This is a genomic window from Cypionkella aquatica, from assembly GCF_030161095.1.
Lineage (GTDB): Bacteria > Pseudomonadota > Alphaproteobacteria > Rhodobacterales > Rhodobacteraceae > Cypionkella > Cypionkella aquatica.
This window is the reverse complement of the sequence record NZ_BSPP01000010.1, coordinates 103,658-120,672: the sequence shown is the minus strand read 5'-3', so window position 1 is coordinate 120,672 and position 17,015 is coordinate 103,658. Positions and strand designations below refer to the sequence as shown.

Annotated in this window: 15 protein-coding genes; 13 read left to right on the top strand and 2 right to left on the bottom strand. The window is 58.0% G+C overall.

Annotated features, from left to right (window positions below):
* The 12 genes from QQJ98_RS13445 (at nucleotide 1) to QQJ98_RS13390 (ending at nucleotide 12,151) form a co-directional block, all read left to right on the top strand.
* Nucleotides 1-186: a hypothetical protein gene (locus QQJ98_RS13445; protein WP_284325861.1), complete on the top strand. Its 186-nt coding sequence runs from the start codon at nucleotides 1-3 to the stop codon at nucleotides 184-186.
* The gene (locus QQJ98_RS13440; protein ID WP_284325860.1) at nucleotides 173-619 is read left to right on the top strand and encodes a phage tail tube protein; all 447 of its coding nucleotides are present in this window, start codon (nucleotides 173-175) and stop codon (nucleotides 617-619) included. The genes QQJ98_RS13445 and QQJ98_RS13440 overlap by 14 nt, the downstream gene beginning before the upstream one ends.
* On the top strand, nucleotides 619-1,167 hold the full coding sequence (locus QQJ98_RS13435) for a gene transfer agent family protein (RefSeq protein ID WP_284325859.1): 549 nt from the start codon (nucleotides 619-621) through the stop codon (nucleotides 1,165-1,167). Before QQJ98_RS13440 ends, QQJ98_RS13435 begins: the two co-directional genes overlap by 1 nt.
* Nucleotides 1,160-3,370, top strand: a complete 2,211-nt coding sequence (locus QQJ98_RS13430; RefSeq protein WP_284325858.1) for a hypothetical protein — start codon at nucleotides 1,160-1,162, stop codon at nucleotides 3,368-3,370. The genes QQJ98_RS13435 and QQJ98_RS13430 overlap by 8 nt, the downstream gene beginning before the upstream one ends.
* Nucleotides 3,370-4,038: a hypothetical protein gene (locus tag QQJ98_RS13425; RefSeq protein ID WP_284325857.1), complete on the top strand. Its 669-nt coding sequence runs from the start codon at nucleotides 3,370-3,372 to the stop codon at nucleotides 4,036-4,038. Before QQJ98_RS13430 ends, QQJ98_RS13425 begins: the two co-directional genes overlap by 1 nt.
* On the top strand, nucleotides 4,038-4,625 hold the full coding sequence (locus QQJ98_RS13420; RefSeq protein ID WP_284325856.1) for a hypothetical protein: 588 nt from the start codon (nucleotides 4,038-4,040) through the stop codon (nucleotides 4,623-4,625). Before QQJ98_RS13425 ends, QQJ98_RS13420 begins: the two co-directional genes overlap by 1 nt.
* The gene (locus QQJ98_RS13415; protein ID WP_284325855.1) at nucleotides 4,622-5,008 is read left to right on the top strand and encodes a hypothetical protein; all 387 of its coding nucleotides are present in this window, start codon (nucleotides 4,622-4,624) and stop codon (nucleotides 5,006-5,008) included. The genes QQJ98_RS13420 and QQJ98_RS13415 overlap by 4 nt, the downstream gene beginning before the upstream one ends.
* Complete coding sequence (locus tag QQJ98_RS13410) at nucleotides 5,008-7,041, top strand: phage tail protein (RefSeq protein ID WP_284325854.1); 2,034 nt, start codon at nucleotides 5,008-5,010, stop codon at nucleotides 7,039-7,041. Before QQJ98_RS13415 ends, QQJ98_RS13410 begins: the two co-directional genes overlap by 1 nt.
* Before the next feature lie 23 nt (nucleotides 7,042-7,064).
* Nucleotides 7,065-10,574, top strand: coding sequence for a hypothetical protein (locus QQJ98_RS13405; protein WP_284325853.1), 3,510 nt, complete (start codon nucleotides 7,065-7,067; stop codon nucleotides 10,572-10,574).
* A 153-nt stretch (nucleotides 10,575-10,727) separates the two neighbouring features.
* On the top strand, nucleotides 10,728-11,036 hold the full coding sequence (locus tag QQJ98_RS13400) for a hypothetical protein (RefSeq protein WP_284325852.1): 309 nt from the start codon (nucleotides 10,728-10,730) through the stop codon (nucleotides 11,034-11,036).
* A gap of 78 nt (nucleotides 11,037-11,114) precedes the next feature.
* On the top strand, nucleotides 11,115-11,861 hold the full coding sequence (locus QQJ98_RS13395; RefSeq protein ID WP_284325851.1) for a lysozyme: 747 nt from the start codon (nucleotides 11,115-11,117) through the stop codon (nucleotides 11,859-11,861).
* Nucleotides 11,858-12,151 (top strand): hypothetical protein, encoded by a 294-nt coding sequence (locus tag QQJ98_RS13390; protein ID WP_284325850.1) that lies wholly within the window; start codon nucleotides 11,858-11,860, stop codon nucleotides 12,149-12,151. Before QQJ98_RS13395 ends, QQJ98_RS13390 begins: the two co-directional genes overlap by 4 nt.
* 227 nt (nucleotides 12,152-12,378) lie before the next feature.
* Here QQJ98_RS13390 and QQJ98_RS13385 read toward each other — a convergent pair whose 3' ends face one another.
* Both QQJ98_RS13385 and QQJ98_RS13380 read right to left on the bottom strand, forming a co-directional pair.
* Nucleotides 12,379-13,326: a hypothetical protein gene (locus QQJ98_RS13385; protein WP_284325849.1), complete on the bottom strand. Its 948-nt coding sequence runs from the start codon at nucleotides 13,324-13,326 to the stop codon at nucleotides 12,379-12,381.
* A 375-nt stretch (nucleotides 13,327-13,701) separates the two neighbouring features.
* Complete coding sequence (locus tag QQJ98_RS13380) at nucleotides 13,702-14,631, bottom strand: calcium-binding protein (RefSeq protein ID WP_284325848.1); 930 nt, start codon at nucleotides 14,629-14,631, stop codon at nucleotides 13,702-13,704.
* A 1,125-nt stretch (nucleotides 14,632-15,756) separates the two neighbouring features.
* On the opposite strand from QQJ98_RS13380, the gene QQJ98_RS13375 reads away from it, so the two are divergent.
* Complete coding sequence (locus QQJ98_RS13375) at nucleotides 15,757-16,893, top strand: phage baseplate protein (RefSeq protein WP_284325847.1); 1,137 nt, start codon at nucleotides 15,757-15,759, stop codon at nucleotides 16,891-16,893.
* Nucleotides 16,894-17,015 lie beyond the last annotated feature (122 nt).

Here is a 17,015-nt window from a genome sequence, read left to right as displayed (position 1 = left end):
ATGAAATTGCGAATTTTGATTGATGCGCCGCACCGAGTGTCGAGCGCGTTGAGTCTGCATTTTACGGCAGGCAGCGAAGTTTCAGTGCCCGCCAAGATTGGCGAGGCGCTGCTCGAGAAGAAGGTCGCCGAACGGATCGGTGCGCCAAAAGCGGCTACAAGGAGAGTGATAGATGGGAACCGGTAAGCAGACCACGCGGCTGATTGTGCAACTCGGCAACGGGGCGACCCCGACCGAAGCCTTTGCGCACACCTGCGGCGCGAACAACTACAACATCAAGCTCACCAACAATCTGGGTGAAGCCACGGTGTTGGATTGCGATGACCCGCTGGATTTGCCCGCGGTGATCACCCGGCATCTGGAATCGCAGGACACCGCCGTGTCGATTTCCGGCATGGTGACCACCCAAGCTTGGCCGACTTGGCGGGGCTGGGCGGATGATGGTTCTGAGAAGAACATCAAGGTTCTGCTTGACGAATCCGCTGCGAACAGCGGTGGTTTCTGGGTTGTTCCTGCGATCCTGAGCGAACTGGAACTGGTCAAAGAAGGTTCGGGCAAGGTCCAGTTTACCGCCTCGATCACCGGGGCTGGGCAGCGCGTTTGGACGGATGCCACCTGATGCGGATCGTTCGGGAATGGGCGGGACGCGAGCGTGAGTTTGCGCTGAACTTCGGCGGCGTGATGGATCTGGAGCAGGCTTGCGGCGATGGCAAAACGCCCGTCGCTGTGGGCTTGTTGTTTCAGCGGCTGACGCGGGGGCTATTTGCTGCTGCCGATATTCGTCACACGATCCGGCTTGCCTTGATCGGGGGTGGGATGGGGTTGGCGGAGGCCAATAAGCTGCTGCATGATCAGTTTGATGCCAGCCCCTATCTGCGCCATGCGACCTTGGCGGTGGATATCCTATCAGCTGTGATGGTGGGCATTGAGCCGGAGGCTGCATCTGAGCCTGACCCCGAGCCTGCACCGTTCAAATTCTCGGAGGTTGTGCAGATTTGCCAGACTTTCCACATGTCGCCGCAGGATCTGCGGGCCTTGCCGTTTGCCGATTTCGTCAACCTGATCCGGGGTTTCAATGCCGCGTCCAGCCGCAAGGCGGAATTCCTGAGCGAGGAAGAGTTTAACGAAATCCTCGCCAAATACGAACCCGAGGCCCTGAATGGCTAAATCTGATGAACAAACTTTGCTGGTTCGGATGGAGGCGTCGCTTGCCAAATTCGAAAACCAGATGAAGGCAGGCTATGCGGCAGCCGACAAGTTTTCCAATCAGATCGAAGGCCGACTAGGTGGCATGAATAAAAAGGTGACTGGCAGCGCGGAAGCGTCTGCCAACGCCATCGGCAGGGAAATGGATGCGCTGCGCGCCAAATATGACCCACTGTTTGCGGCTTCGAAGCGCTATGAAGATGAGCTGAACCAGATCAACAGGGCTTGGAAAGTCGGGGCGATCACAGCAGGTCAGCATGGTGCGGCCGTCGATCGGCTGAACAAACAGTACATGTCCACAGGAAAACAGCTTGTGGATGTTGGCGATAAAGCCCTGACGGGCGGCAATCACATGCGCATGGCGATGATGCAGTTGTCGCAGGTTGGTCAGCAGACTATGGCATCTGGCAACTTTGTGCAGGCACTGGCTATCCAGTTGCCAGACCTTGGCTTGGCGTTTGGCGCTGCGGGCGCTGCGGCGGGTCTGTTGGCTGGGGTGGCGCTGCCCATGCTGGTTTCAGCTTTTGACGGTGTTGGCGGCAGCGCCAAAGAGGTGCAGGACGCACTTTCAGATCTCGGAGATTCGACGCAGACGCTGCGGGATGTCACGGGCGTATCGATTGCAGATCTGCGCGCCCAGTATGGCGAATTGACAGCATCGGTGTTGGAGGCACTGGTTGCGCAGCAGAAGCTGGCCTTGAGCAGTGCCGATGCAACCGCTAAAACCGCTGTCACTGCCCTTGGCTCGGAATATGTTCAAGTTGGCGAGCAAGTCCAGATCCTGATGGATAAGCTGGCCAAGTATGAAGCCCTAGATCCGCAAATCGCTGGCTTTGATGTCGCTGATCAAATCCAGAAAACGCAGGAAGCTATTGCTGCGTTTGAAGCGAGTGTAGGGCTTTCAAGAGACAAACTCGTGCAATTGGGAGATGCAGTTAAGGAATTCAGTGAAGCTGATGGAATCCGGGCTCAAGCTGATGCTCTCGGAGGGGTTACAGCAGCCATACAGGGCACATCGCTGGCCACGTCAGAATATGCCCAGCAGGTCAACGCGGCACAGCTTGCGCTATACGAAGCTGCCGACGCCGCTGATGACCTTAAAGTGTCGATGGCGGATGCAGCTACCACAGCGGCCTCGCTCGCATCTAGTGCGCCGGGCGGCTCTTGGATGGATGGGGCAATCTCCAGTGTGAAGTCGTTGGTTGATTGGCTGGCACAAGCTGTTGGATTGAAAAACGCACTTGGCGGGCCAGCGGCAACCGTCAGCAACGCCAAGCAAGCTGCTGATTTCAAGCTCGCGGGCGCTTACGGACTGTACGCTGACACCCGCGCAGCCGCCCCTGACACACCTGTCGTACATAGGGACACCAGTAAAAAAGGTGGTGGTGGTAGCAAGAAAGCGCCCGTTTCCGCGATGGACAAGGGTGAGGCCGACCTTCAGCGCATCCAGCGCGAAATCGACTTGCTGGGTCGCAGCACGCAAGAGGTTGCCGCGCTGCGCGCCGAGTGGGCGATGCTGGATGCCGCCAAAAAGGCGGGTGTTGATCTTGATAAGAAGCAAGCCGGATCGTCAAAAACCTTGCGCGAGGAGATCAAGGCGCAGGCGCAGGATGTCGCTGATCTGACGCTGCAGTTGGAAACGCAAAAGATTTCGCAGCAGCGGTTTGAGCAGGGGATCGACGGCATTTCAGATGCCATGTCGCAGGCGCTGGTCAACGGAAAAAAACTGCGCGAAGGGCTGGCCTCTGTTTTCAAGGGGATCGCGTTGGACCTTGCAAAGTCAGGCATTAAACAGGGCCTGATGGCATTACTTAACGGTGCAAATGGCGGTGCGGTTGGTGGCTTGGGCGGACTGAACGCTGGGGTGCTGGGTGGCAGTACCGCTGCATCGTATGATGGTGGCGGGTATACCGGAAACGGCGCTCGCTCGGGTGGCGTTGACGGTAAGGGCGGTTTCCCGGCGATCCTGCACCCGCGCGAGACTGTCGTTGACCACACCAAAGGGCAGGGCGGTGGCGCGGTGAGGGTGATCGGCGGCGATCTGATGTTGACAGATGACGGCCATATTATGGCGCGGGTCAAGGTGATCGCGGGTGGTGCGGTCCAGCAGGGTCTTAAATCCGTGCCGGATATCATGGACAATCACAGCAAGAGGAAGCGCTGATGCGCGTCACATTTCCGCACCTTCTTCTAGATCAAGCGGGGCGATTCCGCCTGTCTGGCCAGTCGCGCGAGTCGCAAGAGGGTTTGTCTGGCGCTGTTACGACCGTCGCTTCGCTTTCCGCGCACTGGACCGCACAGATCACCTTTGCGTTGAAGGGCGAGGCGTCGCATTTGGCGTTTCAGGCTTTCATGGCGGGGATGGAGGGCAATCTCGGCCGTACGCTTGTTCCAGCGGTTGGGCGTTACCGCCCAGTTGATCGGGATGGGCATGGCATTGCCCGCGGTGGCATTGCGCATTTAAGCGGCGCAGAGACGTTTGAGCACTTCGGATTTGAGAATGCCCCCGTGCCGATGATGGTGCTGGGCGCAGCTGCTGCCCTTCGGGCGACACAGATCAAGGTTGTGAATTCCAACACCACCGGATTGCGTCCCGGTCAGCGCTTTTCGATAGGCGAGGGGCTTTATGAGGCCCAACTGGTCTGGATCGATGGCTCGGATTGTTGGGTGCAATTTCAGCCACCTTTGCGCAAAGCGGCGGCATCGGGCGCGGCGTTGGTGTTGGATCATCCGGCCTGCCTGATGCAGCGGTCTGATGAGGGCGATGGCGGCTATGACGAACGCATGACGCGACTTCAATCTGTCACGCTCAATTTTCGCGAAGCAATCTGATGGGCGCGCGTGACGATCTGCTGGCCATCCCTGATGAGCTGCTGCGCAATGGCGACATTGCCGAAGCGGTGCTGTGCTGGATGGATTTTACGACCGGCGCGAAACGCTGGTGGGCAGGCTTTGGCGATCTGCAGCATGCGGGGCATCTGTGGCAGGGGACCGGCGATGTGATCGGTATCAGCGATCTGACATCTGACTATCAGATGAGCGCTGATCCGGTGACGTTCAGCATGGCGGCAACCACAGAGATGATCGAACTGTTGCTGAATGCAAGGGCTGCGGTGCGTGGCAGGCAGGTGATTGTCTATTCGCAGCTGTTCGCCGTTGTGCCGCAGGATGGCGGGCAGCCGTGGCAACCGCTTGCATCGCCGATGGCGTTGTTCACCGGCACGATGGGGCCAATGTCATTCAGCGCCGAGGGAACGAAAAGCAGCATGGTCAGTCTGCAATGCGAAGGCCTATGGGCCCGGCGCAACGCACCGCCGCGTGGGCTTTGGACTGATCGCGATCAACAGGCACGGCACCCCGGCGACAAGGGTTATGAGCGGGTGGCGCTGTACACCAACTATGAGACCCGCTGGATATGAGGCCTGCAACAGCTTGCGACATCCCCCGTATCACCGATCTGGTGGAGCGATTGATCGAGGCATCCGGCATCCCGCAGGCGGTGGATCGCGCGCATGCGCAGGCTGTGCTGATGTCGCTCATCCTGCGGCCGGATGCGCTTGTGCTGGTGACTGAGGGCGGATTTCTTGCGGCGTCGATCGAGCGCAGCGTGATCAACCCCGAGCCGATTGCCTGTGAACATGGTTGGTTTGCGACGGATCGCAGCGGGCTGCGTCTTCTGCGCGCTTTTGAGGCGTGGGCCAAGTCGCATGAGGCGCGGGTGCGGCTGTCCACCGGCGTGGCTGGGCCGGATCTGTCGCGGCTGGGGTATCGGGCGGTTGAAATGGCGTGGGTGAGGGACTGATGGCTATTTTTACGCTGATCACAGCAGGCCTCGCCTCGGCAGGGTTTACTGGCGCGATCACGATCTTCGGCCTGTCGCCAGCGCTTTCTGCCGCCCTGATCTCGGTTGGCAAATCGCTACTGTGGAGTGAGGTGTCAAAGGCGCTTGGCCCAAAGGCACCCACGATCCAGGTGCAGGCCAGCATTGCGCAGGCCACAGCGCCGCGCGTGCGTGGTTATGGCGAATACATGCTGGGCGGCGTCAAGGTGCTGCGCGAGGCGAAAAGCAAGCGGCTGTATCAGATCACCTCGGCGCACCACGGCGCGATTTCTGAGGTGGTGCGGTTTGAGGTGGATGGCGAGGTTGTCACGCTGTCGGGCGGCGCTGTCACCTCGGGCAGCGCTGATGGCTACATGTGGATCTATGCCATTCTGTCTGGCGATGGCGGCGACTACGCCGAGGCGCGGGCGGCGTTTCCGTCGATGTGGACGACAGCGCACAAGCTGACCGGGCAGGCCAGCTATTTCGTGGTGATGAAGGCACCGAAGATCGCCAAGCTGTCGAAGCGGTTTCCGCGCCAAGCAGAGACTTCGGTGCAGATGGTGGCCAAGCTTTCGCAGGTGATGGACCCGCGCACGGGCGTTACGGCTTACAGCGATCTGACCGGGCCTGCGGCGCTGGATTTTCTGACGCATCCAGATGGCTACCGCATCCCGATGGAGTCTGTTGATCTGGCAAGTTTTGCGCAGTTCACCGCTGTCTGCGATCAGGACGTGCCTTTGAAGGCGGGTGGCTCTGAGAAGCGGTATCGGCTGGGCGGCTACTACACGCTGGAAGATGCGCCGAAAGAGGTGATGCAGCGCATCTTGGCCACCGCAGACGCGCAGCTTTATATGACAGCTGAGGGCAAGTGCGGCATCCTTGGCGGCAGCTGGGAAGACCCGGACGTGACTATCGGGGCGGCTGACATTCTGGCGATGCAGCTGGCCGATGGCTTTGACGAATTCACCGATTTCAATGTTCTGAAGGGCAAATACACTTCGCCCCTGCATCGGTTTCAGGAGGCCGAGGCCGAAGAACTGCTGGACGAAACCGCGCTGCTGACGCAGCCAGAGCGCGTTGAAACTCTGGCCGTTGATCTTTGCCCTTCGCCATCGCAAATGCGCCGCCTGATGTATCTGTACCGGGCGTCAAGCATCCGCGATTGGACCGGGACGATCCGCACCAATCTGGTCGGCCTGAAGGCGCGCTACCCCAAAGGCAAGGGCAAGCACGTCATCAGGATCGTCAACCCAGCCTTGCCGGGGATTGGCGATGCGGTGTTTGAGGTGCTGTCGCACAGCTATTCCGTTGCCGACCGGGTTTGTGAAATCAGCATCGCCAGCATCGTCAACGCTTATCCTTGGAATCCTGCCGCCCAAGAGGGCACGCCGCCCCCGCCGCTGTCGGCGCTGGCAGTGCCCGGTGCGGCGACATTTGCGCCGACCGGATTGGTGCTGACGCAAGATGTCGTGGCGCTGGCATCGGGGCAGAACGCCGCGCGCATTGAGGCCGTGGTCGATGAGCCGGATTATGAGGGTGTCCAGCTATACCTTGAGTATCGCCGGGTGGGCGTAACCGAATGGGAGCCAATGGTTGTCGGGGTTGGCAATCTGCGCGGGGCCTCGGCGGTGGTGTCCAGCGGCCTGACCTATCAGGTGCGGGCATCTTGGGTGGGCGAGGATATCTATACTGCGATTGAGACGATCACGGTGATTTCCAACCCGACGCCGCCGAGCGCTGCCGCAAGTCTGACGCTGTCGTACTCTGCCCCTGACATCACGCTAGATTGGGTCAACGGCGTTTCCGGCTATTACCGCACGCGGATCTATCGCGGGTCTTCGGCGTCGTTTGGCGCAGCATCGATCCTTGGAACGGTGGCTGGTATCGCAGGCCAGCCGCAGGCGCTGGTGGACACCCCCGGCGCGGGCACTTGGTATTATTGGGCCGTCACGATCAACGCTTCTGGCATCGAGCAGATCACGCCCACCGGGCCTGTCAGCCAGACCATCTAACAATCTGAAACTTGGAGAAATAAATGGCCGAGGTCGTTGACCGCGCATTGCGCGATTTTGTCCGCTATACGGGTGACGGCTTGCCGAATGAGCCTGTCGGGCATCCCGCGCCGATTGGTGATCCGGCGTCTGGCATCCACAATCCGCGCAAAAAGGACATGCGCGATGCGTTGAACAGCATCATTGGGCTGGCGGAAGCATCAACGGGAGCCTTGAGTGATCTGGCAGGCTACGCCCTGCGCGCATCCGAGCCGCCGCATGCGGATTTCAAGGTGCAACGTGATGGGTTGTGGTATTCGCCGCCGCCGCTGCTGGTGGTCTGGCTGGATCAATCCAACGGCCTTGGCAATGATGCGGCCACCACTGGCGTCAAGACGGGTATCAGCCCCGGCAACGTGCTGGCCTACAACGGTACAACTTTGGTGCAGGCCGCATTGGGCGCACTGCCGTTCAACACCGCGCCGGGGTTGGTCAACAACTCGCTGTTTCATGCCTGCCACAAACTGGCCAAAGAGCGGCAGCGCCCGGTGGTTGGCATCCTGCATGCAGTGCCAGGGTCTGGGATCGGCACTTGGGTGCCGCCAACCGACGCTGAGCCATCGCTGGGGGCAAACTGGATCGCGGCCAACGCCAAAGCCAATGCCGCACTGGCGCAAATACAGGCAATCTGGCCAGAGGTGACAGGCGCTGACGTTGTATTCATGGGGCAGGGCGCCAATGAATATGATCTGGCCCCGATCTCGACGCTGTCGCAGGTGCGCTATCCGCAATTCATCGGCGCGGTAAAGGCCGCACCGTGGTTTAAGCGCGGCGGGCAGATCATCTTTTGCGAGGACGTCACGCAAGCGGATGGCGGCACGGCGTTTCGCGCCAATGCCGAAAAGGCCAAGATTGTCGACTCGGGCCTTTACCCCGGCGTCTACCTGTCCACGGCGGCGGGCCTCAAGCTGACTGGTGCGGATGTTGGTCAGCAGGTGCATTTCGGCGGGGCTGATCTGGTCGAGCGCGGCTATCGCGGCGCTGACATGTATCTCAACGCGTCGGCTGGGGTCACGTCTGCGGCAGTCGATGTGGCAGCTGATGCCATCGGCGCGCTGGTGTGGAAGGGCCGGTTGTTTGGCCATGTCTGTGATCTGACGGTAGACCCCAGCGATACCAGCGCCCAGCCCTTGACGATTGGCACCACCATCGCGGGCGTGCCGGTGGTGTTCGAGGTTGACGGCGTGCGCACCGAAGTTGTCTCAGCGGGCGGTATGGCGGCGGTCCTGAATCTCAGCCAAGCCACCCCTGCCAATGTCAGGATCTTCGCGCCTGCCGATCATGCGCGCGACCAAGGCTATCAGTTTTCGTGCAACATGGGCGCGGGGCTGGGCAGGATCACCTCTCTTTGGAACAACCCTTTGGGCGGCTTGAGCCAGGTGTTTTTGGCGGGCCATGAGCAACTGCGGCATTCGGTCGAGCCGAAAAGCTGGCCGCGCCCGGACCCGAATAACCCGGTCGTCGCAAACCGGGGGCTGAAAACCTATCGGATCAACGGATCTCCGCTGGTGACGTTCGATCGGTTTGAGGCGCAGGATATTCCCAGCACGCTCACCTATATGACTTTCACCGGCACAACGCCCGTGCCGCAGCAAATCCGCGATGCCATCACCGCCGAAAGTGCGCGTCGGGTGACGGCAATCGTGACAGAGTTCGGGGCGGCTTTTGTACCGTATTTGACCCGCGAAGTTAACGCTGCGATGTTTGGTTTCAGCGCCACGTTTGGTACTGCAGCCAGCAACGCCGCAGCTTTGACTGCTGCAATCACCTATGCCGCTGGCCGCAAGGTTATTATTGATGTTCCGGTCGATTGGCTTTGCGCATCCATGACCACGACATCACAGCATGTGGATGTGGAGTTTGTTGGGCCGGGGCGGCGAGACAGCACCACCACGGGTCTTTGGACCATTGGCAACGCCTACGACAACATTCAAGCCGTCTCGGCTCTAACCACCGTGAACATCGCCATTCAAGGCGTGACCTCTCGGGCCACTGCGATGGCTGTCGCAAATGGTGCAGCCTATGCGGTGGGCGACGTGATGCGGATTGTTTCGGATGACGTGGACCCTGACTGTCGGGTTGGATATTCGGCCCGCTTCGGCGAGGATTTCGTAATCTCGCACATTTCAGGCAACACTATCTATGCAACTGGCCGCCTTGAGTTCTTCTCGAACTATGTCACGAATATTCGGGTTGCGCGGCTTCCAAAATATAAGGTCAGCGTCAAAGGTCTGAAGGTAAAAGGCGGGCGCACCAACGGTGGGCTGCTCTATGTCGGGCCGCACTATAGGCCAGATGTTGAGATCGAGTACAATGGTGCCGCTTCTGGGCCATTTACGGCATATGGCTGTATCGAGGGTAAATTTAGCGTCGATGGTGATTTCGTCCTTACCGGGGATTACAACGATCTTTTGTATGGCGGGCTTGATCGAAATGGTGCGCGCAACACTTGGAAAATAAAGGCTCGCCGCGCAAGACACGCGTTCACAACTGGGTACAATACCGTCACTGCAGGCAGCACTGATATTTATGAGTTTGGCCCAACGCGCGATGCGCTGGTAATCGACGGCTTTGCTACCGACTGTGCCAACGCGGATTGGGATGACCATGAAGGTGCTAGGCGCACCCGCTTTGTGCGTTGCTCGTCGCAGCAAACCACCCTGGGCAGCGGCGGGCAGACCAAGGCATACCAGTTCCGAGGCCGCGATACCGTGGTACAAGATATGCTGGTTGGTGCTGGTTACGATGCCGCCCTTGTTACTACGCCATGGGCAAAGGGTTGCAATATTGTCCGGGGAGGGGAAACCCGATCTCCCTTGCATAAACCAGATGCCGAGGATGCAACACTTCGCGCCGATCTTGACCTGATCGGGGTCGATGTACGCTGCGGACCTAACATCGGCTACGCCAATGCGTTGGCGTTCAGTACGTGCAATCAGAAAGTTCGCATCGACGGCGGGCGCTACGAAAGCTGGATCGAGGGTGATAACCGCCGCTTTGCACAGCTTATTGGAGGGCGAGTTGAGTTCATCAATGAGCCCCACTTCATCACGCGCAGTATTGTGGGCGGCGCAGGTTGGCGGTTTGCTAACGTGCTGGGCGGCGTCCGTGTGGTCGGGTCGTTTAAGCTTGATCTGGGCCACACATCAACGGGCGGCACCATGCGGATGATGTATGCCGATACGGATGCGGTATCGGTTAACTATGAGGTGACGCAGGTGGCTGGTGCGGTCTTGCCTACGCCAGCATATGCGCAGGGGGCGGGAAGCTATACCGAGGCGACTTGGGTGCAGCATGATGACAGAGGCTCGGTTCGACAATCGGTATCCAGCATCTTGACTGTTGCAAACCTGCCGGCTGCCTCGACCAATCGGGGGCGGTTCTTGCTAGTTTTAGATGCAAACGCCACCACGTTCAACAGCGTCGTTGCTGGTGGTGGCTCCAACATCCTTTGGGTCCGTAGCAACGGAACAGATTGGCGCATCAGCGGCTGATCCGCGCGCCTACAATCAAAACCAAACAAACAAAATCAGCTGTGAGGGACGCAAAATGAAGGGCTTGGCAATCGTGGTAGTTAAGGACTGGGTGGGGTTACTGCTGGGCCCGATCTTGATGGCGATCATCGCGGCGCTGCTGGCGGTGATCTGATGCGCCTAGAATATGACCCCCGCATCACGCTGGGCAACCTGATCACGATTGGTCTGATTGCTGCCGCTGCGCTTACAGCCTGGAATACGGTTGTGAGCCAGCAGGCCATTCTGGCCGAGAAAATTGCAGTGATTGAAACCTCGATCGCGGCAAAGACCTTCAACCGCGACCAGCAGATGACGCAACAAGAAGCGCGGTTGCGCGCGGTGGAAATCGCGCAGGCCACACAGTCCAGCGATCTGCGATCCATTCAGAACGGGATCAACCGGATCGAGGCGCAGCTGGACAAAATGCAGCCGCGCAAGTGATGCGCTGATCTGACTTCTTTCCACTTTTCGCAATCAACACACCCCGCTTCTGGCGGGCTTTTTTACATGGAGAACGTCATGCGGATGATCGACGGCGCGGGTCGCGTCATGATTTTGGCCTATAGCTTTTGGGCGCAGGTGCTGGGACTCGCCGCCCTGATCTTGCCCGAGCTGGCGTTTGGGATTTGGGGCTATGAGGCGGACCCTTACGTGATGTGGTGGATCGGCGTCGGACTGCTGCTGTTTGGCATCATCGGTCGGATGACCGTGCAAAAGGGATCAGGTCTGGTCAACGCGCTGCGCATTGCCGGTGTGACTGTTCTGATCGTGTTGCTGTCGATTGTCGCCGCGCAGGCCAAGCCCGCGACCGAGGCCGAGACCATGGCTATCGCCCTGCCATTCATCGGCGCGCGCGAAGGGATGGTGCTGGTGGCCTATCTCGACATCGTTGGGGTGCCGACGATCTGCGCAGGATCCACGCGGGGCGTGGTGATGGGGATGCGGAAAACGCTGGCCGAGTGCAACGCGCTGCTGCGCGCCGAGGTGGCCGAGTATCGGCGCGCGTTGCATCGGTACTTCACGGTGGCCACGATTGATCACCGGCTGCCGCCTCGGCGCGATGCTGCCTTCACATCGCTGACCTATAACATCGGCATCGGCGCGGCGGGGAAAAGCACCGCGGTGCGGCGTCTCAATGCGGGGCAGGTTGCGGGGGCCTGCGATGCGCTGACCTGGTTTGATAAGGCAGGCAAGCGCGTGGTGCGCGGGCTGGTGCTGCGCCGCGCCGATGAGTGGGCGCTGTGCATGCACGGCGTGTCGCCGTGAAACCCTGGCTGATCATCGCGGCTCTAGCCCTCGCAGCTGTGGCAGGGGTGCAGGGCTATCGCATGGGGGTCTCGGCCTGTGAGGCTCGCCACGTCGCCGCGCTTGCCGAGGCACAGGCCGAGACGCTGGTAGCCATCACCAAAGCCAATGCCGCCGAAGCCAAGCGCCTGGCCGCCGAACAGGCGGTGCGGGTGCAAAATCGCGAACTGGAGGATCTGGCCCGTGCTGAACCCGTGCAAAGCCCTGCTTGTCTGCCTGCTTCTCGCGTCTTGCGGCTCAATAAGTTCTGATGCGCCAAGCCCGGCGCCGCCGCCCTCGCTGCTGGTTCCATGTGCGGATCCGGTGCCGCTGTCAGGGGCGATGGATGATCAGCAGATCGAACTGAAATGGGGCCAGGATCGCGCTGCGCTGCGGGCCTGTGGGAATCAGATGCGGGCGTTGGCCGATTGGTCAGTCCGGTCGCACACAACAATTACAACAAGCGGATTGGATGTATGAAGTGAACAAAATATTAAGCTCAATCCTGAAGTTCTTCGTAGTACCAGTATTTGGCGTTTTCTGTTGGCAAAGCCACGTAAATGCCTCGAGTTGGGTCGCGGATATCATAGACGAAACAAAATCCGATACGCCCTCTGAACTGTTCACCGGGGTCGCTGAATTCAAGGAAGCCGTAGAAGTAGAGCCAATCGCCTGTCGTAACTTTAGAACTCATTTCGCCTCTAGTACTACCGGTAATGATAGGGGCAGAAGGTGCGTTGGGCCCGACCGGGACATTGATCTCTTTGGCGACGAGTTCATTGTCTGCGATAAAGGAATTGCTCAACTCGCTCGGGTCGTTTCCTGCGCGTTTCACCTCCCACCGGCGGAGGAACTTTTTGGCAATGGCTACAGTTCTTCCGCCATTTACAAGTCTGCAAAGCAGTTCCTGCTCTTGGAACTCTCCGTCGCGATCTTTGCCCAGCTGCCCGTTTATAATTCGGAATTGTTCGCCGTCTACAAGTTCAATAGACAGGAAGGGTCTAGATTCCAATTCGTAGAATTTTCGAGTGATTTCATTAGTCGTTCGGGTTTCCAGAAGTGTTCGAAAGACAAAGAAAATCGTAACTCCAGAGATTCCCGATCCTATGACAGTTGCGATGATGACCCCAAACGCCGCCAGCGCCATATCTTGTTGTGCGTTCAGATCATATTGTGCGGTATAGTCAGTATTGTCTGTGCCGTCGGGGGGCACAGGGCTGCAGTTAATGCTAAGAGGGGCGCTGAGGATATTGCAGTTGTAACTGGGTGGCTCGCTGCCTTTCTGATTGGCAACTGTCTGATACTGTTGATCGTTGTTATTGTGATATTCAGCTAATTTCGGTAAGCTCCACGCCAAGAAACCCAAGAGAAGTACAGTAGCTGCCATTGCAACAATCCAGTCGATTTTAGGCATAGCAATAAGAACGCCGCAGTGATTTCTCCACAAGTGAGCTCATTGCGGGCGTTCACCTCCTTTTATCGATTCCCATTCCAGCTAGCTTCTCGATTAGTGGCGTCGATGTCACTCCTTTTCGCTGAGCGAGTGCTTGGCTCGTGCTCAATCTGCTACTCATACCTACTGTCTGCTTGCTTCTCGCGTCTTGCGGCTCAACAAGTTCTGATTTGCCAAGCCCCGCAACGCCGCCCTCGCTGCTGGTTCCATTCGCGGCCCCGGTGCCGCTGTCAGGTGCGATGGATGATCAGCGGATCGAGCTGAAATAGGGCGAAGATCGCGCAGCGCATCGCGCCTGCGGCAACCAATTGCGGGCGTTGGTCACGCTCCTATCAATTCCGCTGGAGCTATAAAATGCGCAGCATTGTTCTACAGAACAAAATCGCTCGCCTGCATGGTGCTGATCTCGTTCATCAAAATGCGGAAATCGGCCCGACCGTCGCCATTCAGATCGCCCAGCACAAAGTCGCCATCAAAGCGCAACTCGCCAGCATTGCGGGTGAATCCTGTCGTAACGAAGTTAAACGCTTGATTGCCAGCAACATGCACGTTGGCGTCGATGGTGAGTAAGTTGACTTTGTCGTTGTCGGCGCGGCTGAAATCTATGATGATATCCGCCTGAGTTGCCGAAATCCGGCAATCCGCAGCGGATTTGAAGATAAACTGGTCCGCCCCACCGCGCCCAGTCAGCAGATCAAAGCCGAAGCCACCTGTAAGCCGGTTGGCGACGTTGCTGCCGAAGATTTCGTCGTTGTTGCTCGAGCCTATGACGTGCTCGATCGAGATCAACCGCTCTTGCCGAGTGGCGCTGGTCTGAGTAAGGCCCGCCAAAAGGTCCACGGTTACGCCGCTGGTTGTCTCATCACTGCGCGGAAGGTAGCTGATAGTGTCTTGCCCGGTGCCACCGTGAAACGTATTTGACCGGCCAACTGAATGGAACAGATCATTGCCCGTCTCGCCAAAATACTGGCTTTTGAAGGTTTGCACCGCGAACGTATCTGCGCCGATGCCGCCAAAGACTTGATCAAGCCGGTCTGTGTCAAACGAACCAAAGCCGAGCCCAACGTAGGTATCGTTGCCTTCGCCCAGAAGGATCACGTTGCCGAATTCTTTCCGATTGACCACACCATCATTGCCAGCGCCGGCATCGACGCGGTTGCTGCCGCCGAGGTCATCTGTGCGGTCTAGGACGATGGTATCATTGCCCCCCAGCCCGAAGATTTGTAACGCACTATTATCGCTCACGGCAGACTGGTTGAAGGTGTCGTTGCCTTGCGTGAGTGTGATTTGGCGGCCCATGATGATCTCCTGTTGTGGGTGATAGGAGAGACTACCTTGCAGGATTTTGGCAAGCTTTTTTCACGGTAACAGATTCACCAACGTCAACACTCTGCTTCATGCGCATTGGTTTACTTAACCAGCTGCCAAGATCGCCGCACGCGCCGAGACTGGCGCGTGACGAAGCGGTTACAACAAAAGCAGTTCATTCATCATATGCGACCGGGTCGCCAGTTGGCCCGTCTTTGGCAAGAGACGACTTTGGCGCACTGGGATCATGCCGACGCCGCTCTATACTGGCCTTACTGATCATTGCAAAAACACAAACGGCCAGAAGCGTGAACAGCGCTAGCAGTGGCACAATGAAGGCAGTGTCCATCTTTTTTCTCCTCCAGATGACAGTCTACATTGGTCAAGCAGGATCAAGGGCGAACGGTTCCACAGATTTTTGCCGGGCGGGAAATGACTTTCGGTGGGCATTGTGATTTTGCAAGGCGATATGTTCCGCCTATGTTCTCATCATGGAATCGCGTCACCACCTTTACGTCACTTGTATCTGCGGCCACTATTCTTTGCTTGACGCGAAGGATATCCCTGAGCGCTGGCTCGATGCTTCTGGCCTCAACATTCACAATTGGGTGTTTGATCGCATGGTCTGTCGCGCCTGCGGGCGAAGGGGCAGGCCGCAAGGCACGATCATTCTTCCCGCAGATATTCGGCCCGCGTTTGGAAAGCCCACTAGCATTTAAGCTGTTCCCAAATTCTCTTTTTGTTCACGGTATAATGGCCCGATTTTCGACCAGAAGTGGGAACGGCATTTCCTTAAAGCACAATCATTTAAGGGTGCTTCTGTCTCGTTTACACCGAGAATGTCGGCGGTTCGAGCCCGTCACGACCCACCATTTTTAACGAATTTGGCGCAGATTTACAAAACACTCCGCGGTTCTATGGACCGAGGGTGTTGATTTCTTTTGCCGAAAATTTTGGGAATTTTGCTGGGTTGGCGAGATGGCTTGTCCATCTCACCGCTGCCGATGGTCTGGATCGCACTCGGAACCATGTGCCGCGCATCTGAGTTAAACCGTGACTGTTTGGCCTTGCAGGGCGTCTCCTGATCGGCTCACGACATCATAAAACGGATTGATCATGATTAAGGCATCTTTGATTGTGATAGTTTGCTTAGGCGCAGTTGTCGGCGTGGGAGTGCTTTCTGGGTGGTCGATCCCGGGCAAATCGCTTGCAACCTCTGACAGCACTGGTCTGGGCGGGGGGCAGGTTGCCGATCCGGCGACGGATACCGTGAACGGAGCTGGCGATCAGCAAAAGAAAGACGTTGATTTATCCTTGCAGGCCTCTGCGGCCGGGGAACCGGCAATCAACTTCGCCAAAGCGACTGAGGAAAGCGCTGCGCGCAATCGCTTTGACTTGACGCGGGCAGGTGATGGTGCCGGGCGGGTGTTGCAGGGGGCCGTGGCGATTGAAGAAACCAATGCCCTCTACACGATGCAGCAAAACACTGCTGGCAAGTCTATGGTCATCAACAAGTTCGACTTGAGCGGGGATAAAAAACAAACGGCAAGTCGGTTCAGTGAACCGTCAGACCTGCTTGGGCATCAGGGGCTTACCGTTGATTACATCAGCGGGTCGCCAAGGTTTTGGACCTCTGCAAATGCTGATGTGAAGTCGGCGGCAGACTATGCGGTGCGTTTTTCGGTGACCGAGGATGGCGCGCGCGGATTGCTGATCGGCGATTATCAACGGTTCAAACTGTTTGATCGCGCGGCTGGCGACGGGTCATCAACCCCTGCGGTGTCGCTTGACGGGCGCTATCTGGTCGTAAAACAAACTGGGTCCAAATCAGACACAAGCATTATCCGCGTGTTTGATCTTGAAGCGCTCGTGAACGGGGGGGCGGGGGATTATGCGACGGGGTTTCATCTGAGCGAGTTCACCATTGGCAGCGAAATTCTTGACGCCGATCAACCGGTGCAAGCGCTCGCCAGCGACGGAAGCTATATCTATGTGGTGACGGGTTTTGGTAAAAACGGCATCGATAACCGGATCGCAAAATACAGCATGCTGGGTGACTTGGTTTCGGCGAAGCTGGATTTCACGGTTGGCAATACCGTTTCGCTTGAGGATGGCACGGGGAAGAAGAACGAGCCAGAGGGTTTGTTTTGGATGCGTGATCAAGGCGTTACGCGGCTTGCATTGGCTATGTCATCTGGCAACGCAGACGCACACAGGGCGCGTATCTACTACCTTGACACCAATAAACCTTAGGTCGGCTTGACGCCGTCATACGCGCAGATTCAGCGCGGGCAGGGGGCTGTTGTGTGATCATGCACAGCGGGCGCGCGGTTGTGCCTGTTTGCGTAGGTCAATTTTGTCCCTATCTTAATCCC